Source organism: uncultured Bacteroides sp., from assembly GCF_902491285.1.
In the GTDB taxonomy this organism is placed as follows: domain Bacteria; phylum Bacteroidota; class Bacteroidia; order Bacteroidales; family Bacteroidaceae; genus Bacteroides.
The window spans coordinates 54754-78301 of the sequence record NZ_CABUHK010000013.1; the positions used below are offsets into that span (position 1 = coordinate 54754).

A 23548-nucleotide genomic window follows, 5' to 3' on the forward strand; every position below is an offset into this window, starting at 1 on the left:
CTTTTTATAGGTTTTCGTATACAATATTTCCCTTGATCATGGTCATTTTTATTTCAATGTTTTCATTGAATAAAAGTAAGTCAGCATCTTTCCCTTTCTGTAAACTCCCTTTATGCTGCTGGATACCCATAATCCGGGCGGGAGTTGCCGACGTCATTCTGACAGCTTCGCATAGAGGAATCTCGGCTATTTTAGTGGCAGTTCGTACCAGTCTGTCGGTAGTAGCAACACTGCCTGCGAAAGCAGAACGATCCGGCAGTTTGGCAACACCATCTTCTATGAGTACCTCTTGTCCTTCTTCAATACTGCCGAGAATACTTTTTCCATCCGGCATGCCGGCGGCTCGCATCGAATCCGTAACCAAGGCAATGTTCTCTGCGCCTTTGATTTTATAAGCTAATTGCATCAGACTTTTAGGTACATGTATTCCATCTGCTATAATTTCAATAGTCATTCCATCCATTAAATAACCACTTTCAATGACGCCTGCATAACGGAAGGCATTTCTCCGGGTAATTCCTGACATGGCAGAGTAAAAGTGGGTGATATGCCTGTATCCACAATCGAATGCTTTCTGTACTTCCTCGTAAGTGGCGTCGGTGTGGGCAATGGAAGGCAATATTCCCTGTTTGTCAAGATAGCAGCCTAAGTCAAGTGCACCCGGAAGTTCAGGTGCTATGCTCCATCGAACTATGTGGCTGGTATAGGATAATATTTCCTGATAATCCGATGGAACAGGTTTTTTGAGGAATTTAGGATCTTGTGCTCCGCATTGGCTTTGGGCAAAATAGGGCCCTTCTAAATGTATTCCGCCAAAGGCTGCTCCTTGATGATTGCGTGAACAGGCTTCTTCATACTTTGCAAAACTCTTGAAAAGAGCGTCATTGGTGCTTGTCAGAGTGGTCGGAAACAGTAATGTGGTGCCGTGGCATGCATGGGTACGTGCGGCTTCCAAATAGGCTTCTACACTTCCATCCATGAAGTCGTGGTTGCCGGCACCGTGTGTATGTAAATCTATAAAACCGGGAGAAACATACATTCCGTTTCCGTTAATTTCTTTTGCATCAGTAATTTCTATTCTATTTGTTGTCACCTCTTCTATTACTCCGTCTTTTACGATGACCATTGCATCCGGTAGAATATGAGAAGGCGTTATTGCTTTACAGTTGTATATTTTGATGAGTCTCATTTTATTTCCATGTTTTTATTTTGTGACCGTAGGCTGCATAAAAGACCAGATATATGAAACAGGGAATCAATACCCAGTATCCTGTACGTACATCATATGCATCAGCAATAGCTCCATAGGCCATTGGCAAGAAAGCGTTGCCGCATAATGCCATGACCAGCAGTGAGGAACCTAAATTAGTGTGACGCCCCAAATCATGGATGGCAAGAGGCCATATTCCGGCATATATTAGCGCATTCGGAAGCCCGAGCAATACAAGAAGACATATGGATATGTCCACTTGCATTCCCATAAAATCAATCTCTTTTGATACTATTACTACTCCCACGGATAACAATAACCCTAATATAGTGCATATTTGTAAAGCGCGGGTTTGGGAAATGATTTTAGGAATGAGACAGACGCCTATTGTGTATCCGGTTAATGTACAGATTAAAGTGTACGACGGAAAATGTTTTGCGTCAATGAGACTCACGTTCATGCTTTCGGCATATCCGATAATCGTATCGATGGCGATGACTTGAGTCCCTACATGAAAAAAGAGAGCCCAAACACCTAATATCAGATAGGGGTAATCCCAAATGCTGCCTTTCTTTTGCAGGGTTACGGTTTCCTCTTTTTCCTGTTTCCGAAGATTCATCTCCGGGAGAGAGGAATAGCGGATAAACAGTCCGAACACAAATAGAATGAATGCAAGGATTGCATAGGGGATCATAACTCTGCCGATAAGCTCATCAAGTGCGGTGGTGCGCTCTTCGCCAATCAGGATGTTTTGATTGAGTTGCCTGAATAGTTCATTGTCGGATGTCTTTAAGACTAGTGCGGCAAAAATTAAAGGAGAGATGATTCCTGCAAACTTGTTACATAGCCCCATAATGCTAATCCGTTTGGCGGCACTCTCAATCGGGCCTATATTGGTGATGTATGGATTGGCGGCAGTTTGGAGAATAGCCAGTCCGGTTCCTAAGATGAATAAGCCTGTCAGGAAAATACTATATGTCCTGGTGTATGCGGCAGGTACAAACAAGAGCGCTCCTAATGCCATTGTCCATAATCCGATAGCCAGTCCTTTTTTTATTCCTGATTTATCCAGTAAGAAAGAAGCCGGCACTGACATGATAAAATAAGCTATATAAAAAGCGAATGTTACCAAGTATGATTGGAAATGGTTTAGTTCGCATCCTATCCTGAAATAAGGAATCAGTATGGAATTCACCCAGGAAACAAACCCGAAGATGAAGAACAGAAACCCCATAATGAATATAGGATAGATATACGGCTCTTTTTTTATAGTACGGTTCATATGTATTTATGATAATAGGGGGTTATTTGGTAGCAACTCTGGTCGTAGTTGCTACCAAAATGAATTTTTGTTTGATTATTTTTCAATCTTTACTTTGATCATGAATTTGGAAGCGGCCAAATTTTGTGTAGTACGTTCTACAAAATGATCATAAGTGACGATTACTCGCTTGGCGACTCCGTTAATCGGTGTTTCGTATACCCCGACTGCTTCTGTCGCTGTTTCGAAGTTTCCTTCGGTAAGTGATGCCACTTCGGTGAAACCTGTTGCGAGTCTCTCAGCTTTCATGTCGTTGATAGTTGCTTTGTCAAAAGTACTTCTCTTTATGTTTGAGGCAGTTCTGAAATAAACGCCTTTCACATTATCCCATTTGTCAAGGCCGCATGTTGTGTGTTTGAATTTGGTGATACTTTGCTTTAAGGAAGCTACTCTTATGACGGTATTGCTACTATAAGAAGAGAAGGCTATATCGACTTCCTGCCAGTTGTCTTTCCCGTCACAATAGTCAAAGGCTCTTGCTGTTGAGGCTGAGAAGAAGCAGCCTGGTGTAGAGTCTTCATGTTTAGGGGCGCCATCTAATGACATAAGCACTGTATGGTAGTAGTAGCCTACATGTATGTCGTATGAAATGCTGCTTTCTTTTCCGTTTATATCGGTTGCTGTCAATTTGAGGCCTGCGAGTTCTATATCTGCCGTATAGTTCTGGTCTACTATCACTTTCCTGTCGTTTGTGATGTTTATTTCTTCTGTGCTTTCTTCACCTTTACGAGTTGTTTTGGTTATCACTACTGATGTTATTCCGGCTTCGGAAGTGATTTTTCCAGTCAATGCTATGGGAACATCTATGCTTACTCCGTTAAACTGTTCGGCTGTCTGGTCAATAATAATCGACGGGGCGGGAGCCAGTTCTTTTACTTTCAGCGTTTTTTTTATGGTTGTTGTTTTACCCAATTGGTCGGTTGCTTCTATGATCACTGCTTGTATATCAAATGTTACCCGTTCTAATGTTACGGAGAAATTATACGAACTTTCGTTTGGGTAGACTGTTTCTCCTATTTGTTCTTTACCCTCTGCTGTTTCTTTGTAATAGCTGACAGAGGTAACTTGGGACTGTGAATTGATTTTTCCGGTGACAGTCAGATCGGCAAACTCATTCACCTGAAGGTCTCCTTCTGAGTCAAACAGGATTTCCGGTGCCGGAATCTCTTCAAAATTAACTTTCAATGTTCCTATTTTTATTTTAACCATATCGGAAGAGCCTGCTCCCGCCGCAATCTTGATAGCTGTCGTTCCTACTTTGAACTGGAAGTCGTCATCTTGCAGGTTCAGCACATATTCTTTTTCATTATTGGTGAATTTCAATGTGTCCTGTCCGTTGATAGGTACAATCTTTTCCAGTCTGTTTACTACTTCCGAGAAAGCGACGTATCGCAGGTTTTCTTCACTGCTGATTTTTACTGAGATAGAAGGCATCGGATCACCCTCCCTATAGTTTATTTCATTAATGCCCTCGTTAAATGAGACGACCGGTGCGTCACGTAATGGGATAACTTCGAAAGGTAAGGTCAAGGCAGATGTCTGGCCATTTGCGTCAGTTGCGCTTACCTTGAAGCCAATCATATCTTCTGTATAGACAGGTGTCTGTGTCAGTGAATAGCTGTTCTTATTGAAGAAACTTGTAACCGGATTGTCTATTTCCATTTCAATACCGCCTTCTTTCACTATCCAGCTTTGTACGGAATTTAGTCCGACTTCCGAGTTGATGACACAGACAATCGATGGATTGTTTGTCTTGTTCAGATCAATAGACATTGATTCTGTCATAAACAATATTTCAGGAGCGGAGCCTGTATGTTTTTCGTCATCATTACATGATAACCAACATAGACTGGCACATATAAATGAGATAATAATATATACTTTTGATTTCATAATATGTCTGTTTAAGATTATGGTTTGTAAATAATTTCCTGCCCTACTACGTGTACGGCACCGTTGGTTGTCAGGATATTGCTGGTCATTGCTGTGACAGGAGTACTGTTGCCCAGCATATCATTGATAACCAGACGTGAGTAGGATTCGATAGAAGCGGAATTGTTCAGTTTTAATGTCATAAAAGCATTTGGTGATTTCCATAAGGTAATCACGTTGATTGGATCAAAATTGAGCGTACCGAGACCATGGTAGTATCCGTCTATCACATGGTATAACAAAATGTTTGTCAATGTCTCTTTATTCATATCTTCAATAGATGCTACTCCGTAGTTGGACAGGATACCGTTGGCACCTTTGAATGCGTCATTATGAAGTAGTAGGTAAGTATATTTCTTTTCAGTCTGAGTGTATATCGACAGGTCTATTCCCGAACATTCGATGGCAGTCTGAAGAGATGAAAACGCATCAGGACGTGACTGGATAAATTCCCACGTATTCATGTAGACATTGTTGTCTATATTGGCCGGTTCATAATCATAACTGTCCTGTATGTCCAAGCAACTAAACAAGCATAGGCTTGAAATGTATAGTATGATATAAAGTTTTAAAGTTTTCATAAGTTTGGTCGTTTTAGTTTGTTAATAACCGGAGTTCTGTTTTAAGTTGAGGTTTTGATTAATATGGTCACGATGGATAGGGAATAATACTTTTCTCTCATCATTCATCCCATTGATGGGTTCCATTACTTCTTTCCAACGGTTACAGCGGACAAGGTCGAACCAACGTTTACCCTCACCGACAAACTCTTTCTGCCGTTCTTCAAGTATCGCATCAAGAATTTCGTTACTGCTTACAAAATCACTTGTATAAAAAGGATTTTCTCCGCTACGTGTTCTGGTTCTGTTCAGTTCGGTGATAGCTTCCGGAGTTCTGTCCAGCGCATTTAACGCTTCGGCATACAATAGCACAATATCGGCATATCGGTATAATACTAGGTCATTGTCTGAATATACACGCCCTGTACCGACGAAAATAGTACCGTCCGGCCAAAACTTTTTCTTTAATTGTGTTTTACCTTCGCCTATGTCTTCCCATTGGGTACTGCCAAACCGTTTATCCAGTATCCCATACAAACCTTTTATCTTGTCTGATAGAAAGACTCTCGGCTGGGAACTTGCAAAATAATTGATAGATTGGTTCTCTCCGTTCCCCAATTGGTCATAAGCCAATTTGAATATCACCTCTATTGGTGTTTCGGTCTGATTGTCTTCTATAAAGATAGCTCTCCAATCTTTAGCGAAAGTCTCCGGTGTCAGGGCGGAAAGTCCCCAATTCCGTTTGTTCAATGTCTGCACTTTTTCTTTCATGGTACTCACTACTTTTTCGTAATCATGCAACCAGGCATTTACATCCATTGTAAGTGCGCATATAGTGGCGACATTGATTCGTGTCCGTACGGTTGAAGTTTTATCAATCAGATAATAGGCTTTTTCAAGATCCGGCAAGATTACTTCTTGAAAAATGATATTTTTATCAGTGCGGTCACGGTAGATTCCTTGTGAGATTTCTTCTATGGGTTCTGTGTATAAAGGTACGTCTCCCCATACGCGGACACAGTAAAAGTAAGCCCATGCCCGCAGGGCATATGCTTCTGCTTGCAGGTTGTTCTTTTTCTTGGGTGTCATAGTGATGCGGGGAATGTACTTGATGGCAGCATTGGCTCTACTGATGACACTATACAAATTTGTCCATAATGCGGCTTGATTGTCAATTTGTATATTGTTGTATATCAGCTCTTTTTGGTCGAATGCATCCTTGTCGTGGGGAATGTAGTTGTCGGCACGAAGTTCTCCCCAGTCCCACATGCCCGGTGAGATGGCTTTTGAAAAGGCACTGTATATGGCAACGATCCCCACTTCTGCATCTTTGTCTGTTTTCCAGAAACTTTCTGCTGTCAGGTCACTGATTGGTTCTTCTGTTAGAAAATCACTACACGAAGCACATAGTAGTGATAATGTCAGAATAAAAATATAATATATAGATTTCATGATTGCTTATTATTTAGAATGTAACATTTACGCCTAATCCGTATTCTCTCTTTCTCGGATAACGGTTTTGGTCGATACCTAAAGTTAAAGGATCGCTTGTTCCCAATGAAAATTCGGGGTCATAACCTTTATAATTGGTAAAGGTCAATAAGTTGTTTCCATATACATAGATTGTAGCAGCTTTCATCCAGACTGTGTTTATCCATTTCTTGGGCAATGAATAGCTTAATTTTACATTGCGTAATTTAATATAAGAAGCATCTTCGATATAGAAGCTGGATGGCGGGAGCCTGTTATGTTCCTTGTTGATCGGAGCCGGATATTTAGCTATATCGCCGGGGCCTGTCCACATATTGGCAATAGCATCCGGTGAAGGAGTTGCGCCGTCATATGAGAATTTGTTACGTTTGGCTTCTGCGTAATTATAGATATCTCCACCTAGAGAATAGTAGAATGATATGTATAAGGAAATACCTTTATATGAGAGGTTAGTACTAAGCCCGCCATATACATCAGGTTGTGCACATCCGATTTTTGTTTTATCCGATACGTCTATAATTCCGTCTCCGTTTATGTCCACATAGTCTACATCACCGCCTTTTAACGGATTGCCATCCGAACTTTTTTTCTGTAGAATTTCACCTGTGTATTCCTTACCATTTAAAAGGTATTTTCCAGTGAAAGTTCCGTTGGCAAATTCCGGTGTCAGTTGGTTCCATTCTTTAGTATAAGCGTTGGACTCATTGTAAGGATAGATGCCTAAATATTTGTATCCGTAGAACTCGCCGAGTTTGGAATTAGGTTGTACGTAAATAGCATCGTCCATTCCCTTATAAAAAGGAACTCCATCCGCAATTTGTTTGATTCTGCTGGTATTGTGGGCAATATTGAAGTTTAATGACCAACTGAAGTCTTTCAATCGAAGCACATCATAGTCAAGTGAAAATTCAAACCCTTCATTCGACATCGAACCTACATTTTTACGAATGGTGGTGAATCCGGTTTCTTTGGGAACTTCTACCTGGCAAAGTAATTTTTCTGTGTCTTTTTTATAGTAATCTGCTACAATTCGTACTTTACTATTGAATAACTGTAAATCTAATCCGATGTTATATTGTGTCGTTTCTTCCCAGCTCAGACCGTTGTATGCCAAATTACTTGCCGCAATTCCGGAAACACCTTCATAAATGTAGTTCGGACTATATAATTGCCATGAGTCATAGTCACCGATTTCCTGGTTGCCTGTGATACCCCAACTGGCTCTCAGTTTTCCATCACTTAGGAACCGTTTGCTCCATCTCATGAAACGTTCGTCGGAGAAACGCCATCCGATAGACGCGGAAGGGAATACACCCCAACGTTTGGACGAACCGAAACGTGAGGAACCGTCGGTACGGATATTGGCATTTACCAAGTAACGGCTTTTATAATTGTATGCGGCACGTCCGAAGAATGATGTCATGGAGTGGCGGTACATACGTGTATATGTTTTTTGCGTATCAAAGAGTGAAGCGGCATTCAGTGTGTAAATCATATCAGTGGTATAATCCAACCCCACTATATTCATATTCTCTCTGGCCCATTCCTGTATACTGTTACCTACCATTACGTTAATGTTGTGGAACTTGAAATTATCAACATAGCTGAAATAGTTTTCATTCGCCCAGTCATAGTTAAGTTCGGATAAATCTCTGCCGGTTGTACGTTCGGTTACTGCCAGTTGCGGAGAAGGACGATAGGACTGGTTCCGGTCGAGAATAAAATTTCCCTGTACATTCGTATTGAATTTGAATTTGCTGTTGAAGTTCACTTCCAGATATTCGTATATGGATGCCTTGTAGTTTTGATTCTTCTGAACGTCGTCCATCATTACTGCATAAGGATTGCGTCTGCTGCTGATGTTGGGAACATAACTGCCATCCGGATTGAAAATGGCCCAGTAAGAAGGACGTTCCAGCAATTGGTTCAGTACGCCGTCTTCAGAAATACCTTTTTTATTAACTATGCTGAGGTGCAGTTTGCTCCCTAGAGTAATGTATTTATTGGGTTTATATTCACCATTGATACGGGTAGTGATACGTGTATAGCTACTGTTTTGGATAATACCCTTATCAGAAAGTAATCCGGCACTTACATAATATTTGAATTTATCAGAAGCTCCGCTTGCGCTTAAATCAAGTTGATCTCTGGACGCAGTACGGAAAATTAAATCTTGCAGGTCAATGTCTTGGTTGTTAAAGAAGGCCAAAGAGTCCTTAATATTATATCCGTTGAGCCCGTTCGTCAGTTCTTGACGAACTTTGTCATAGTATCTGCGTTCTGCTCCATTGGCTTTGGGCATTTTTCGAGTTAAAGTGCTGAAACTTTTCAGATAACGTATATCCAGTCGGGGACGACTTTTCTCACCTTGTTTGGTTGATATTAAAATAACACCATTGGCAGAGCGTGAACCATAGATAGCTGCCGATGCGGCGTCTTTAAGAACTTCGATGGATTCGATATCCGAAGGATTGATGTCATCGATACTTTCAAAAGGGACTCCGTCGACAACAAAAAGAGGTTTCACTCCACCTTCGAAAGTGGAAGTTCCGCGAATCCGAATATCTGAACCTTCACCCGGCGCTCCGGAACCGGAAGTGATTTCGATACCTGCCATTTGTCCTTGCAGCACATCCGTGATTGAAATTGCATTTCTTTCTTCAATGGATTTTGAGGTAATGGAAGCAATTGAACCGGTGATATCCCTCTTTTTCATAGCTCCATATCCGACAACTATAACTTCATTTAGTTCTTTGACGGATTCTTTTAGAATGACATTCAAAACTCTTTTGCCTTTTACTGCAATTTCTTGTTTGGCAAAACCTGTGTATGAATATATAAGAGTACTGTTCTGATTTGGGATAGAAATCACATACTTACCGTCCAGGTTGCTGACAACTCCTGTAGAGGTTCCTTTTATGAGAACGCTGACTCCTGGCAGGGGATTGTTTTGGGTATCGGTCACTACTCCAATTATCTTTAACTCCTTGTCTTGAGAAAAAGAGAACGAAGTACTCATAATGCATAAAAGAATAAATGAAAATCTAAGCAGGTTTTCTAACCGGTATAGTTTTAATCCGATTATCCTCTTACTGAATAGCAAGAATAAAAGTGAATCTTCTTTTTTCATATAAGTATTGTATTTAAAATTAAGATCTGTGTTTTATACTATATAGATTAGTAGTACTATAATCATTATGGAAATTAGTACAAAGTATAAGATACTGATATAGTCAAATTTGGAATTAGGTGTTTTCATATTCATTTTTGTTTCTGCAAATGAAGTCAAAAAGTTGAATATCGCTTTTAAATATGATTCAAAAGGCTTGCAATTTTGTTCAAAAGATAATTGTAAGGTGACAGGATATACCATATTGGCGGTGTTTTGGGTATATTATGCTCTGTTTATTTCTATCTGATTATTTTTTGATGCGATAATTCTTTTGTTCTCTTACAATAAAGACTTATTTTTGTTGCAGCTAACACTTATCTGACACCCGGGTCTCAATGGTGCTGACACCCGGGTGTTGGCATGTCTGAGACCCGGGTGCTGGTAGCGCTGACACCCGGGTGTCAGATAGAACGGAAATACAAACCCAAAAAGAAAGGAGTATAGACAATGACAGTCCCTTATGTAGTGAGAAAAAAAGCGGATTTAACGTCCGGGAAGAGAAAAGAATTATGGTATGGTGTGCCTAAGAATCTAATAGCCACCATTCAGAACAAAGAATTTGCCGAGTATTTGGAGAAGCGAAGCGGATTTCACCGTGGACAGATAGATGGCATATTGACAGAAATGGTCGACGCTATCCATAGCTTGCTCTCCATAGGGCAGTCGGTTACTATTGAAGGGTTGGGAACGTTTCATACGGCATTGACTAGTGAGGGATTTGAACGTCCTGAGCAGGTGACTCCGGGAAAAGTATCTGTTTCACGCGTTTATTTTGTGGCTTGTCCTGAATTTAGCAGACGGGTGAAGAAGATAAAATGCTCACGGATTCCCTTCAATTTGTATATGCCCGAAAGCTCGCTGACCAAGGAAATGAAAGCGGCGGACCGGAAACAGGAACAACAGGAGTATGAACGTATGACAGCACCGGAAATGGATGAAGAAGTTCAGGAATAAGATAAATTAATACCCTCTCTGTCTTATTTATGAGATAAATCCCTATCTTTGTGGCACTTTTTACGAAAAAAGGAAAATCAAATTAATAGATATAGAAAAGAAAATGGCACAAGAAGACGTTTTTAAGAAACTAGTATCGCACTGTAAAGAGTACGGTTTCGTATTTCCTTCAAGCGATATCTACGACGGACTGGGCGCTGTGTATGACTATGGTCAGATGGGCGTTGAATTGAAAAACAACATTAAGAAATATTGGTGGGACAGCATGGTGCTGTTGCACGAAAACATTGTCGGCATCGACTCTGCCATCTTTATGCACCCTACTATCTGGAAGGCTTCCGGACACGTTGACGCATTCAATGACCCTTTGATTGACAATAAAGATTCTAAAAAGCGTTATCGTGCCGATGTGCTGATTGAAGACCAGTTGGCTAAGTATGACGATAAAATCAATAAGGAAGTGGCGAAAGCTGCCAAGAGATTCGGCGAAAGTTTTGATGAGGCTCAATTCCGTTCTACCAATGGACGTGTATTGGAGCATCAGGCAAAGCGTGACGCTCTTCATGCTCGTTTCGCGAAAGCGCTGAATGACGGTAATTTGGAAGAACTTCGCCAGATTATCATTGATGAAGAAATCGTATGCCCGATCTCCGGTACTAAGAATTGGACAGAGGTTCGTCAGTTCAATCTGATGTTCTCTACAGAAATGGGTTCTACTGCCGATGGTTCTATGAAGATTTATCTTCGCCCGGAAACTGCACAAGGTATTTTCGTAAACTACCTGAATGTACAGAAAACAGGTCGTATGAAAGTTCCTTTCGGTATTGCGCAGATTGGTAAGGCTTTCCGTAACGAGATTGTTGCCCGTCAGTTCATATTCCGTATGCGTGAGTTCGAACAGATGGAAATGCAGTTCTTTGTAAAACCGGGAACTGAACTCGACTGGTTCAAGAAATGGAAAGAAATCCGTCTGAAATGGCACAAGGCGCTGGGCTTCGGTGATGCAAGCTATCGTTATCACGACCATGATAAACTGGCTCATTATGCCAATGCTGCTACTGACATCGAATTCCTGATGCCGTTCGGATTTAAGGAAGTGGAAGGTATCCATTCCCGTACTAACTTCGACTTGTCACAGCATGAGAAGTTCTCAGGAAAGAGTATTAAATATTTTGATCCTGAACTGAACGAATCATATACTCCGTATGTAATTGAAACTTCTATCGGCGTTGACCGTATGTTCCTCAGTATCATGAGCGCAGCTTATTGCGAAGAACAACTGGAAAATGGTGAAAGCCGCGTAGTCTTGAAATTACCTGCTGCTTTGGCTCCGGTGAAATTAGCTGTCATGCCGTTGGTGAAGAAAGACGGTCTGCCTGAAAAGGCTCGTGAGATTATCGACGACCTGAAGTTCCACTTCCATTGCCAATATGATGAAAAAGATAGTATCGGTAAGCGTTATCGCCGTCAGGATGCTATTGGTACTCCGTACTGTGTAACAGTCGACCATCAGACATTAGAAGATAACTGCGTAACATTGCGTAACCGCGATACCATGCAGCAAGAGCGTGTCGCTATCTCTGAACTGAATAATATCATCGCAGACAGAGTAAGCATCACTTCTCTATTGAAAACTTTACAATAAACCTTTGACGAATGAGTAAAAAGATCTATTTTTTCTCCTTAATATTATTGGCTCTTGCGTTTACTGCTTGTAGTGAAACGGAAGAGGTTGGTAAGTATGATAATTGGCAGGCACGTAGCGAAGCTTTTATCGATTCTATAGCAAATGTATATGCTGGGCAGCAAAGCGGTAGCATAGCGGTAACAGATGAAAAAGAGAGACTTTATGCTGTAACAGATTTGACCAATAATCAAAAGATATATGTAAAGAAGATACAAAACGGGGATGGAACAGAATTTCCCGTATATACTTCTACTATCAGTGCATATTATCGTATGTCTTATTTTAATGGAGATGTAGTTCAGCAGACTTTCACGGGGGCAGAGCCGACAGAGTTTGATTCTCCTGCAGAGTTTTCTTTGGATGGTGTAATTTCTGGTTGGTCTTATGCTCTGGTTGAAATGAAAGTTGGTGATTTCTGGACATTATATATTCCTTATCAAAGCGGTTATGGCTCTGGTACTGGTAACGATGGATCTTTACAGCCATATTCTGCATTAGTTTATAATGTGAAGTTAGACAAGATCGTAGATAGATAGTCTTATATAAGACAATGAGGATAAAGAGGTATTGTATCGTAATAGATGCAATACCTCTTTTCTTGATATAAATAGAAATACGGTTTCTGATCTTATGTGCTATTGGGAGAAAGCCGGTATGATTAACCAGCTTCGTTCGGATACGGAAGGTATCAGGCTGTTGGGGAAAGTGGACAAGGTTTATTTGAATAATACGAATTTGGCTTATGCTCTTATATTAAGTCCGTGGCTTAATACTACTCTCTCTAATCTGCAAATGTGTCGGAATCATCACCTGCTTGATTGTCTTATCTCCTTTAATATGTTCAATCAGCAACTGGCAGGCAGCTTCTCCCATTTTATAGGTCTGATGAGACACGGCTGATAATTTGGGCTCCACATAATTGGCATGTTGTTCATCCGTATATCCGATAATGGCAATATCCTCCGGTATGCGGAGACCATGGCTTTTGATAACTTCCATAGCCGCGAATGCCAATGTATCATTCATTGCAAGAATTGCATCGGGAGGTTGGGGGAGAGACAGCAATGTTTCCGTGGCAATCTTGCCTTCCTCGTAATCAATCTTCCGGCAAACCACCAACTCCTTTTCGATAGAAATCCGGTTATCACGCAACGCTTCCAGATAACCATGCTTTCTCCTTTTTACAATATCCAGGTGATTGGCTCCACCGATAAAGGCTACCCGTTTACTTCCATTATCCAACAGATGTTGCGTTGCCATTTGCGCAGATTGTGCTCCATCGGCTACAACTGAAGAAAACTGGTCAGTCAAGCAAACGCGGTCGAATAGGATAAGCGGCATATTGATGTCTTTCAAGGCTTCGAAATGGGAATAATCTGTTGTCTCTTGGGATAAACAGGCGATAATACCTTCTACACGCATATTGACCAGATTCTCGATATTCCGCTTCTCATGCTCGTAAGATTCGTGTGATGTGGTGATAATCACAAAATATCCGTTGGCGATAGCCATATTTTCTATTCCGTTCAAAATAGATGCAAAGAAATGGGTTACGATATCCGGAACGACCACACCGATAATACGCGGCGCATTTTTCCGTAAACTCATGGCAAAAGGATTAGGGCGATAATTCATCTCCTTGGCAAGTTCCTTTGCCTTGGCGCAAAGTTCACGGCTGATTTCAGGACTGTCTTTCAACGCCCTGGATACAGTGGGAATCGATACGCCCAATGCTTGGGCAAGGTCTTTGAGTGAGGTATGCTTCCGGTTTTCCATTTGAAGGTTTCCAACTTTGAATCTTTTACAAAGAAAGCACATTTCCGGGTAAATAAAAACATTCGAAGCAATATTTTTTACGTAAACCGTTACGTGGCTTTTTACGCTATCCTTTGACTGACGGCAATCATTCATGACCTATTTTTGCCGCATACAAAACTATTTAAAACCTAAAAGTATGCAATACCATGAAATCGGAAAGACGGGGATGAAAGTTTCATCTCTTAGTTTCGGAGCTTCTTCCCTAGGGGGAGTTTTCCATGATTTGAAAGAGAAAGAAGGTATCCAGGCGGTGTTCACTGCTGTTGAATCGGGAATGAATTTCATTGATGTCTCTCCTTATTACGGACACTATAAAGCGGAAACCGTACTGGGAAAAGCACTGAAAGAGCTTCCTCGTGACCGTTATTATCTTTCTACAAAGGTAGGACGTTATGGAAAGGACGGTGTGAATTTATGGGATTATTCCGCTAAACGTGCTACCGAGAGCGTGTATGAGAGTATGGAACGTCTGAACATAGACTTTATCGACTTGATAAATGTGCACGATATTGAATTTGCCGATTTAAATCAGGTGGTAAATGAGACACTGCCTGCTTTGGTGGAATTGCGTGAGAAAGGTGTGGTAGGTCATGTCGGAATCACTGACCTGCAACTGGAGAACCTGAAATGGGTCATCGACCACTCTCCAAGCGGTACGGTTGAATCTGTTCTTAACTTCTGCCATTATTGCCTGTGTGATGATAAACTGGCTGACTTCTTGGATTATTTTGAATCTAAAGAAATCGGTGTAATCAATGCTTCTCCACTTTCAATGGGACTATTGAGCGAACGGGGTGTTCCTGCTTGGCATCCGGCCCCCAAAACACTGGTAGAAGCCTGCCGCAAAGCAATGGAACATTGCAAAGCGAAAAACTATCCGATTGAGAAACTTGCCATGCAATTCTCTGTCAGCAATCCTCGGATTGCGACTACTTTGTTCAGTACGACTAATCCTGAAAATGTGAAAAAGAATATCGCTTTCATCGGGGAACCGGTTGACTGGGAACTCGTTCGGGAAGTGCAGGATATTATCGGGGAACAGAAACGTGTAAGCTGGGCAAACTCATAAAACAGAACCGTTCGTATGGATTACACAATTATTGATGCACATGCTCATCTGTGGTTACGGCAGGATACGGTCGTAGATGGACTCCCTATCCGAACGCTTGAAAACGGACGCTCGCTATTTATGGGAGAAATCCGGCAGATGGTTCCACCTTTTATGATAGACGGAGTGAATAGTGCGGAAGTCTTTCTGTCGAATATGGACTATGCGCAAGTGTCTGCCGCTGTCATTACACAGGAGTTTATTGATGGCATACAGAATGACTATTTAGCCGAGGTTGTTGCCCGTTATCCCAATCGTTTCTTTGTATGCGGAATGTGTGAGTTTCGTAAACCGGGATTCCGGGAACAGGCAAAGAAACTCATAGCCAGAGGCTTTAAAGCTATCAAGATTCCCGCACATCGCCTGTTGCTGAAAGAAGGCAGGGTGATGCTGAATAGCGAAGAGATGATGCAGATGTTCCACTATATGGAAGAGCGGAGTGTGATGCTTTCTATTGATTTGGCGGATGGGGCGACACAAGTTCCTGAAATGGAAGAGATAATTCAGGAATGTCCCCGGTTGAAGATAGCTATCGGACATTTCGGAATGGTTACGTTGCCGGATTGGCTCGAACAGATAAAGTTGGCACGCCACCCGAATGTAATGATTGAATCCGGAGGAATCACGTGGCTTTTCAATGATGAGTTCTATCCGTTCAAAAGCGCTGTTAAGGCTATTCGTGAAGCGGCGGAATTGGTCGGAATGGAGAAACTGATGTGGGGGTCGGATTATCCGCGTACTATTACGGCTATCACCTACAAGATGTCCTATGACTTTGTGCTGAAATCGCCAGAACTGTCAGAGAAGGAAAAGGCACTTTTTCTAGGAGAAAATGCCCGGAACTTCTATGGATTTACGGACCTTCCCGTACTTCCTTACATCAAGAACATGTCTGAATGATTGAGAAAATAACCACATTGTGAAACAATATTATACCATGAAAAAGAATACATATACAATACCGCTGGCTTTGGTTTTCTGCCTTTTCTTCTTGTGGGCGATAAGTAGTAATCTGCTTCCCACGATGATACGACAGTTGATGAAGACCTGCGAGCTGAATACCTTTGAGGCTTCCTTTACGGAGACTGCCTATTGGCTTGCCTATTTTATTTTCCCGATTCCCATTGCTATGTTTATGAAGCGTTATAGCTATAAGGCAGGGATTATCTTCGGACTGATATTGGCAGCTATCGGCGGCCTGCTATTTTTCCCGGCAGCTATCTTGAAAGAGTATTGGGCTTACCTTTGCATCTTCTTCATTATCGCCACCGGAATGTGTTTTCTGGAAACAGCCGCCAACCCGTATGTCACCGTTTTAGGAGTTCCCGAAACCGCTCCGCGACGACTGAACCTGGCACAATCCTTCAACGGACTGGGAGCTTTCATTGCTGCCATGTTCTTGAGTAAACTTATCCTCAGTGGAACTCACTATACACGTGAGACTCTTCCTGTAGATTATCCGGGTGGCTGGCAAGCCTATATCCAACTGGAAACGGATGCCATGAAACTTCCCTACCTGATACTGGCTTTGCTGCTTATCGCCATAGCTGTTGTCTTTGTATTCTCCAAACTGCCGAAGATTGGGGATGAAGGCGCAGAAGCTTCTTCAGATAAAGCGACGACTGACAATAAGAAAGAAAAACTGATAGATTTTGGCGTGCTGAAACATTCGCATCTGCGTTGGGGAGTGATTGCGCAGTTCTTCTATAATGGAGGGCAGACGGCTATTAACAGCCTTTTCTTGGTATATTGCTGTACATATGCCGGACTGCCGGAAGATACGGCGACTACCTTTTTCGGATTGTATATGCTCGCTTTCCTTTTAGGCCGTTGGATTGGTACGGGATTGATGGTAAAATTCCGTCCGCAGGATATGCTGTTAATCTATGCACTGATGAATATTCTCCTGTGCGGAGTTGTCATGATATGGGGCGGAATGGTCGGACTATACGCAATGTTGGCTATTTCTTTCTTTATGTCTATCATGTATCCTACGCAGTTTTCGTTGGCATTGAAAGGATTGGGGAATCAGACAAAGAGCGGCTCGGCATTTCTTGTCATGGCGATTGTGGGCAACGCCTGTCTCCCGCAGTTGACAGCCTATTTCATGCATGCCAATGAGCACATCTATTATATGGCCTATTGTGTGCCGATGATTTGCTTTGTCTTCTGTGCCTATTACGGTTGGAAAGGCTATAAAGTAATCGATTAATAAATTTATTATCAAACATATCAAATGAAAGCAGTTCAAATTGTCAACCCCTCAGAAATGAAGGTGGTTGAACTGGAAAAACCGACCGTTGGCGCCGGTGAAGTATTAGTAAGAATCAAGTATGTCGGTTTTTGTGGTTCGGACTTAAACACGTTCCTGGGCAAGAATCCGATGGTGAAATTGCCAGTGATACCGGGACACGAAGTAGGAGCGGTTATTGAAGAAATCGGTTCGGGTGTTCCGGCAGGTTTCGAGAAAGGAATGAATGTGACGCTGAATCCGTACACCAATTGTGGTAAATGTGCTTCCTGCCGTAATGGGCGGGTCAATGCCTGCGAATATAACGAAACGCTGGGTGTGCAACGCAATGGAGTGATGTGCGAATATGCAGTATTACCCTGGACAAAGATTATTCCGGCGGGCAATATCTCTTCCCGTGACTGTGCGCTGATTGAACCGATGAGTGTCGGATTTCATGCCGTATCGCGTGCACAGGTAATTGATAACGAGTTTGTGATGGTAATCGGCTGCGGCATGATTGGTATAGGTGCGATTGTACGTGCTGCTTTGAGAGGTGCAACAGTAATTGCTGTCGATTTGGATGATGAAAAACTGGTACTGGCGAAGAAGGTCGGCGCATCTTATGTGGTTAACTCTAAAACAGAGAATGTACACGAACGGATACAGGAAATAACGGAAGGACTCGGTGCCGATGTTGTGATTGAAGCAGTCGGCAGTCCAGTAACTTATGTAATGGCAGTGGATGAAGTCGGATTCACAGGACGTGTGGTTTGCATCGGCTATGCCAAGAGTGAAGTGGCTTTCCAAACGAAGCTTTTCGTTCAAAAAGAATTGGATATCCGTGGTTCCAGAAATGCGTTGCCGGCAGATTTCCGTGCGGTAATAAACTATATGAAAGAAGGAAATTGTCCGGTGGAAGAGTTGATTTCGAAGATAGCCAAACCGGAAGGTGCTTTGGAAGCCATGCAGGAATGGACGGCTAATCCGGGAAAGGTATTCCGTATTTTGGTTGAGTTTTAGGAATTTGCTTTATATATCCTGAACGAAAGGGTGGGAGGTTGATACCTTTCACCCTTTTTATGTCTGAAATTGCCCCGTTTGACACAGGAAGAGAAAGTATCATTAATGCAAAATTCCTCACCGGCTATTCCGCGACTGGGAATCAAAGAGTACGACTGGTGGAATGAAGCGTTGCACGGTGTAGGACGTGCCGGACTGGCAACCGTTTTTCCCCAATCTATCGGTATCGTGCCAAGCACTTTGCCGTCCATTCCGGACCGGAGTGGAACCGGCATAGCTTTGATGCTATATTTGAGGATTCGAGGGAAGTTCCATATCACACCTCTTCCACTCTTACAAGCTTCCATCCTTGAAATACTAACGCAATACTTTTCAGCTCAGTGGTTCTCTTGTCGTGTGCTATCCATTCGCTGGCTGCATATTGTTTCAGTTGTATTTTTGCATCGGCCAGTAGTTTCTCTATCTCGGTGTCGGATGTATCCCGTTTGGCATACTTAATTTCGATGCAGTAGCTATAAACCATGTCGGGAAGTTGTAATAACCGGGGTTGCAGGAGTAATGTCCTGATAACGTTCGCTGCCATAATCTATCAGAATATTGTTGGCTAAAAATTTTCACGGATTATTCTCTCGAAGTCCGTCATCCCGTAGGGTATTTTCTTTATAGCTGCATCCACTACTGCTTTCATTTTAGTGTGAGAACAAAAATAGTCTATTCTCTTTTTAAAGGCAATTAAATTAACGATTAAACAGTATATACTATTTAATTATTGGCAGATATACGATACCATCTATTAGATTATTGAACGAAAATCAATGTTTCCGGCGCTTCCCGGTAAAGGGTAATAGCAATACTTTATAGTTTGGATATTGAATTGTATGCGTCAACCGCCTTCTTTACCGAACCATGCAGCAGTAACAGCTTTTGCGCATGCCCATGGTCTAACCCCAGTTCTTCCATAATCATCCGCGTCCCTCTTTCCACTAGCTTCTGATTACTCAACTGCATATTCACCATCTTATTTCCTTTCACCCGTCCGAGTTGAATCATCACCGAAGTGCTAATCATATTGAGAATCATCTTTTGTCCGGTACCTGATTTCATCCGTGAACTCCCCGTCACATATTCCGGCCCGACAATCATCTCAATGGCGATATCCGCTTCTGCCGCCATCGGAGAATCGGGATTGCTGGTGATACAGCCTGTCAGGATGCCATGCTTGTGGGCTTCCCGCAAAGCACCGATTACATAAGGTGTGGTGCCGGAAGCGGCAATGCCGATTACGGTATCCTTATCATTAATCTGATGTTCGGTAAGCTCTTCCCATCCCCGGTTCATATCGTCCTCTGCACCTTCCACCGGATTACGTAGAGCAGTATCTCCGCCGGCTATCAAGCCGATAATCCAGGTAGGCGGCATGCCGAATGTCGGTGGTATCTCTGAAGCATCCAGTACTCCCAGGCGACCGCTTGTTCCTGCACCCATATAAAAGATGCGTCCGCCCTGTTTCATACGGGGGACAATCAGGCTGACAAGCTGTTCAATCTGTGGAATAGACTTTTGTACGGCTAATGCTACCTTTTGGTCTTCACGATTGATGTCTTCTAATATTTCTCGTACAGACTTCTTTTCTAAATCGTCGTAGAGGGATGATTGTTCGGTTATCTGCATTGGGATGATTACAATTTACTAATTATATTATGAGTTACTGATTATAAATAGATGATATATAAGCAATTGGTTATAAATTAAACTGATTGGACGAAGTCGTATGGTACCGGATTAATCCTTCCATCGGACTTTGGAGAATCTTACCGATGCTGACTCCCGTTTCCCGTGCAGCTTCCTGCAATATCTCCTTGTAACAATGAGCTACCGAACCGATGAAATGTGCCGGATACTGTGCATAGTCATATTGCATCACATTTCTTCGTAAGAAAGCGATGAAACTATTGAGGACTAATTGACGGATACCCGGTTCTTCCTGATGTTGGGCTATGAAAGGAGAAAGGCTTGCCAGAAAGCGGTTCGGGAAAGGCTGACGGTAAACCCGGTCGATGATTTCGGGAGCTGTCAGGTCGAATTGTTTGAGAAATGCTTCCTTTACGGTAGGTGACAACTGGTTTTTCAGAATATCACCTACTAACAATTTTCCCAGTACTGCGCCGCTTCCTTCATCGCCTAAGATAAATCCCAATGGCGAGACGTTATTGACAATCTCTTTTCCATTGTAAAAGCAGGAGTTGGAACCGGTTCCCAGGATACAGACAATGCCTGCCTCATGTCCGCATAATCCACGGGCAGCAGCTAGCATATCCGAATAGGCTTTGATATTCCCGACAATGGGTAAACTGTCGGCTATTGCCCGCCGGATGACAGGCGCTTTTTCGGGGGTACAACCTGCGCCATAGAAATAGACGGAGTTAATCGTCCCTTCCGGTAACTGTGGCAGAAGAGAATGTGCCAGTTCTTGTTGAACTTCCTCTTCCGATTGGAAGAAAGGGTTCAGCCCTTTTGTGCTGATTCGTTTGATAGGTGTGCCGTTGAGAACGACACACCAGTCGGTCTTGGTAGAACCGCTGTCTGCAATCAATATCATATCTTAATGTATATTTTCTTTTTATATAGTATATATCCTATTGCCCAGTTGAGCAGGACGAACAGTATGGCGTAAGCAAGTGAGCCCCCTTCGTTTCCGAAAATGGGTTGCAGGGCACCGGCATAAAAGGCTTGCTGCAAGGAAGTGCTTTCTCCCTGGTAAGTAACGGTTATGACGCTTAGCAGGATGGCGAGAACATCTGCCAGCACATAGATAAAGAGCGGATTCACTCCGAAAGACTCGAAGAAATGGCTCCATTTCTTGTACCCTTTTATGTCGATAATCCAGACAAGCAAAGCCAACAGGCTCGAGCCCAGTCCGCAAGTGACTAGGACAAAAGTCGGTGACCATATCTTTTTGTTGAACGGGCATCCGTAGCTCAACAGGAAACCTGCAAAAGTAAGGATAGTTCCGATAAGGAAGAGCCGTTCGAGTTTCTCGCGAATGTCTTTGACCTCCATCAATAGTTTGCCGACACAGAAACCTATCAGTACGTGCGCGATGGAAGGGATAGTGCTGAGAAGTCCTTCCGGGTCGATGTGGTTGTCCTGATACATATGTGCATCTCCCAGAATACTGCGGTCTACAATAGAAAGAATGTTCGTCTCGTTGTAGGCAAAGCCGTTGCCGGTAATAAGAATGATAAAGTAACCTGCCAATAATACAAAAATCAGATAAGGTATATACTTGTGTTTGATAAGCAAAGCGATTAATGCGGATGCTCCGTAGCAAAGGGCAAGTCGTTGCATCACTCCCAACACCCGGATTTGGGCAAAGGGGAGCGGGTCGTGGTGGTAGCAAAGCAAGGCAAACCAGTTGATGGCTATTCCGATAAGGAAGATGACAATCGTTCTTTTGATAATCTTCAGGGCAGCGGGGGTACTGAACGTGAAGTTATACTTTCTGAGTGAGATGTAGGTAGAGATTCCCATGATAAACATGAAGAAGGGGAAAATCAGGTCTGTGGGGGTAAGACCGTTCCATTGAGCATGTTTAAGAGGGGGATATATGTATCCCCAAGACCCCGGATTATTTACCAGAATCATTCCTGCGATGGTAATGCCCCGCATTACATCGAGTGCCAGCAGGCGTTTGTTACTTGTTACATTCATGACTGTTACTTGTTAATGTGTTAAGTTATTAAGTAAATTGTTTATTGTTTCTTACCGAAAGAATCATCCAGCCGATTGCGAATCATCAATGAGGCTATAATGCCGGGTATGGTGCAAATACAGACCCAGATAAAGAAACTGGTATATCCGATGTGTTCCTGTATCCAGCCTGCGGGCATTCCCGGAATCATCATGCCCAATGCCATAAATCCGGTTCCGATAGCATAATGAGCAGTCTTGTGCTCGCCTTCCGCAATATAAATCAGATAAAGCATATAGGCTGTGAAGCCGAAACCGTAACCCAGTTGTTCGATAGCTACACAGATGGATATAAATATAGGATTGTCCGGAGTGGTGGCAGCCATCCATACGTATAAAATATCCGGCAGGTTGATAGCCAGTGCCATGGGTAATATCCATTTCTTGAATCCGTCGCGTGAAACAAGGAAGCCGCTGATAATCCCCCCGACTAACAGGGCTATGACACCTATCGTACCATAAATCATTCCGACGGTTGCCGTAGATAATCCCAATCCGCCTTTATCCGTAGTGTCAAGCAGGAAAGGAGAGGCTATTTTGGCTAACTGTGACTCTCCCAACCGGTAGGTGAGCAGGAAAAAGAACATAAGCCCCAAATGCTTCTTCTTGAAGAAAGTGACGAAGGTCAGGAGAAAATCTTCTAATAACTTTCCCGCTGTCAGCCCGGGACGTTTTGTGTCGGAAGCGGGATGGGGGAGGGCAAAGCGGTGGTAGATAGTAAGGGCAAGAAATAATCCCGCCATAAAGTAGAACGTAATACTCCACGCTAGGGGGATATTGTTTTGTGATGTCTCCAACCAGCCTGCCAGCATCACAAGAATACCTTGTCCGAAGATATTGGCGAGCCGGTAGAATGTATTTCGGATACCTACAAAGAAAGATTGTTCTTTGTTGTTGAGTCCGAGCATATAGAAACCGTCTGCCGCAATGTCATGCGTGGCGGAACTGAATGCCAGCAGCCAGAAAAAGGCAAGAGTGAACTGTACATAATGGGGCGTAGGGATAAAAAAGGCTATCCCTGCAAGTCCGGCAGCAATGAGTCCTTGCATGGCGATAACCCAGGCGCGTTTCGTTTTAACCAAATCAACGAAAGGACTCCATAAGGGCTTGATAGTCCAGGGAAGATAAAGCCAGGAAGTGTATAAGGCTATTTCCGTATTCGACAATCCCAGGCGCTTGTACATGATGACGGCAATAGTCATTACCGCTACATAAGGCAACCCTTCCGCAAAGTAGAGGGTTGGAATCCAGCTCCAGGGATTTTTGTTTATGGTTGGCGTTGTCATAGCATC

Annotated in this window: 20 protein-coding genes and 1 pseudogene; 8 read left to right on the forward strand and 13 right to left on the reverse strand. The window is 42.7% G+C overall.

Annotated elements, in window-relative coordinates; all coding sequences use genetic code 11:
* Positions 1 to 4: 4 nt before the first annotated feature.
* From nagA to RDN93_RS05270, 6 genes are all read right to left on the reverse strand, one after another.
* Positions 5 to 1189 carry an N-acetylglucosamine-6-phosphate deacetylase gene (gene nagA / locus RDN93_RS05245; RefSeq protein WP_308744520.1) on the reverse strand — a complete coding sequence of 395 codons (1185 nt, stop codon included), beginning with the start codon at positions 1187 to 1189 and terminating at the stop codon, positions 5 to 7.
* 1 nt (position 1190) lies between these two features.
* Positions 1191 to 2492: a sugar MFS transporter gene (locus tag RDN93_RS05250; RefSeq protein WP_308744521.1), complete on the reverse strand. Its 1302-nt coding sequence runs from the start codon at positions 2490 to 2492 to the stop codon at positions 1191 to 1193.
* Positions 2493 to 2567: 75 nt separating this feature from the next.
* Entirely contained in the window at positions 2568 to 4424 is a 1857-nt protein-coding gene (locus tag RDN93_RS05255; RefSeq protein WP_308744522.1) for a hypothetical protein, read from the reverse strand.
* A gap of 17 nt (positions 4425 to 4441) precedes the next feature.
* A complete protein-coding gene (locus tag RDN93_RS05260) occupies positions 4442 to 5044 on the reverse strand; it encodes a fasciclin domain-containing protein (RefSeq protein ID WP_308744523.1) in 603 nt (200 codons plus the stop codon).
* 21 nt (positions 5045 to 5065) lie between these two features.
* Positions 5066 to 6475 carry a RagB/SusD family nutrient uptake outer membrane protein gene (locus RDN93_RS05265; protein ID WP_308744524.1) on the reverse strand — a complete coding sequence of 470 codons (1410 nt, stop codon included), beginning with the start codon at positions 6473 to 6475 and terminating at the stop codon, positions 5066 to 5068.
* Positions 6476 to 6488: 13 nt separating this feature from the next.
* Positions 6489 to 9533, reverse strand: coding sequence for a TonB-dependent receptor (locus RDN93_RS05270; RefSeq protein ID WP_308744525.1), 3045 nt, complete (start codon positions 9531 to 9533; stop codon positions 6489 to 6491).
* A 600-nt stretch (positions 9534 to 10133) separates the two neighbouring features.
* Between RDN93_RS05270 and RDN93_RS05275 the strand changes: the two genes are divergently transcribed.
* The 4 genes and pseudogenes from RDN93_RS05275 to RDN93_RS05290 all read left to right on the forward strand — a co-directional run.
* Positions 10134 to 10640 (forward strand): HU family DNA-binding protein, encoded by a 507-nt coding sequence (locus tag RDN93_RS05275; protein ID WP_308744526.1) that lies wholly within the window; start codon positions 10134 to 10136, stop codon positions 10638 to 10640.
* A 103-nt stretch (positions 10641 to 10743) separates the two neighbouring features.
* On the forward strand, positions 10744 to 12285 hold the full coding sequence (locus tag RDN93_RS05280; protein ID WP_308744527.1) for a glycine--tRNA ligase: 1542 nt from the start codon (positions 10744 to 10746) through the stop codon (positions 12283 to 12285).
* Positions 12286 to 12296: 11 nt separating this feature from the next.
* Positions 12297 to 12863, forward strand: coding sequence for an FKBP-type peptidyl-prolyl cis-trans isomerase (locus tag RDN93_RS05285; RefSeq protein WP_308744528.1), 567 nt, complete (start codon positions 12297 to 12299; stop codon positions 12861 to 12863).
* Between the two features lie 61 nt (positions 12864 to 12924).
* A pseudogene (locus RDN93_RS05290) lies at positions 12925 to 13077 on the forward strand (ATP-binding protein); the annotation flags it as partial.
* A gap of 3 nt (positions 13078 to 13080) precedes the next feature.
* Here RDN93_RS05290 and RDN93_RS05295 read toward each other — a convergent pair.
* Positions 13081 to 14103 carry a LacI family DNA-binding transcriptional regulator gene (locus tag RDN93_RS05295; protein WP_308744529.1) on the reverse strand — a complete coding sequence of 341 codons (1023 nt, stop codon included), beginning with the start codon at positions 14101 to 14103 and terminating at the stop codon, positions 13081 to 13083.
* Positions 14104 to 14281: 178 nt separating this feature from the next.
* Between RDN93_RS05295 and RDN93_RS05300 the strand changes: the two genes are divergently transcribed.
* Genes RDN93_RS05300 through RDN93_RS05315 form a run of 4 tightly spaced genes read left to right on the forward strand, consistent with a single transcriptional unit; the run spans position 14282 to position 18506 of the window.
* On the forward strand, positions 14282 to 15214 hold the full coding sequence (locus tag RDN93_RS05300; protein ID WP_308744530.1) for an aldo/keto reductase: 933 nt from the start codon (positions 14282 to 14284) through the stop codon (positions 15212 to 15214).
* Between the two features lie 15 nt (positions 15215 to 15229).
* Positions 15230 to 16153 (forward strand): amidohydrolase family protein, encoded by a 924-nt coding sequence (locus RDN93_RS05305; RefSeq protein ID WP_308744531.1) that lies wholly within the window; start codon positions 15230 to 15232, stop codon positions 16151 to 16153.
* Between the two features lie 37 nt (positions 16154 to 16190).
* Complete coding sequence (fucP, locus tag RDN93_RS05310; protein ID WP_308744532.1) at positions 16191 to 17465, forward strand: L-fucose:H+ symporter permease; 1275 nt, start codon at positions 16191 to 16193, stop codon at positions 17463 to 17465.
* A 24-nt stretch (positions 17466 to 17489) separates the two neighbouring features.
* The gene (locus RDN93_RS05315; RefSeq protein WP_308744533.1) at positions 17490 to 18506 is read left to right on the forward strand and encodes a zinc-binding alcohol dehydrogenase family protein; all 1017 of its coding nucleotides are present in this window, start codon (positions 17490 to 17492) and stop codon (positions 18504 to 18506) included.
* Here the strand turns inward: RDN93_RS05315 and RDN93_RS22070 are convergent.
* The 6 genes from RDN93_RS22070 to RDN93_RS05345 form a co-directional block, all read right to left on the reverse strand.
* The gene (locus tag RDN93_RS22070; protein ID WP_374047365.1) at positions 18503 to 18853 is read right to left on the reverse strand and encodes a hypothetical protein; all 351 of its coding nucleotides are present in this window, start codon (positions 18851 to 18853) and stop codon (positions 18503 to 18505) included. The two genes, RDN93_RS05315 and RDN93_RS22070, sit on opposite strands and share 4 nt — an antisense overlap.
* Positions 18823 to 19089: a PD-(D/E)XK nuclease domain-containing protein gene (locus RDN93_RS05325; protein WP_308744534.1), complete on the reverse strand. Its 267-nt coding sequence runs from the start codon at positions 19087 to 19089 to the stop codon at positions 18823 to 18825. Before RDN93_RS05325 ends, RDN93_RS22070 begins: the two co-directional genes overlap by 31 nt.
* A 272-nt stretch (positions 19090 to 19361) precedes the next feature.
* Complete coding sequence (murQ, locus tag RDN93_RS05330) at positions 19362 to 20177, reverse strand: N-acetylmuramic acid 6-phosphate etherase (RefSeq protein ID WP_308744535.1); 816 nt, start codon at positions 20175 to 20177, stop codon at positions 19362 to 19364.
* Positions 20178 to 20247: 70 nt separating this feature from the next.
* Complete coding sequence (locus tag RDN93_RS05335) at positions 20248 to 21105, reverse strand: ATPase (RefSeq protein WP_308744536.1); 858 nt, start codon at positions 21103 to 21105, stop codon at positions 20248 to 20250.
* Positions 21102 to 22217 carry a heparan-alpha-glucosaminide N-acetyltransferase domain-containing protein gene (locus tag RDN93_RS05340; protein WP_308744537.1) on the reverse strand — a complete coding sequence of 372 codons (1116 nt, stop codon included), beginning with the start codon at positions 22215 to 22217 and terminating at the stop codon, positions 21102 to 21104. Before RDN93_RS05340 ends, RDN93_RS05335 begins: the two co-directional genes overlap by 4 nt.
* A 41-nt stretch (positions 22218 to 22258) precedes the next feature.
* On the reverse strand, positions 22259 to 23542 hold the full coding sequence (locus RDN93_RS05345; RefSeq protein WP_308744538.1) for an MFS transporter: 1284 nt from the start codon (positions 23540 to 23542) through the stop codon (positions 22259 to 22261).
* Between the last annotated feature and the right edge of the window lie 6 nt (positions 23543 to 23548).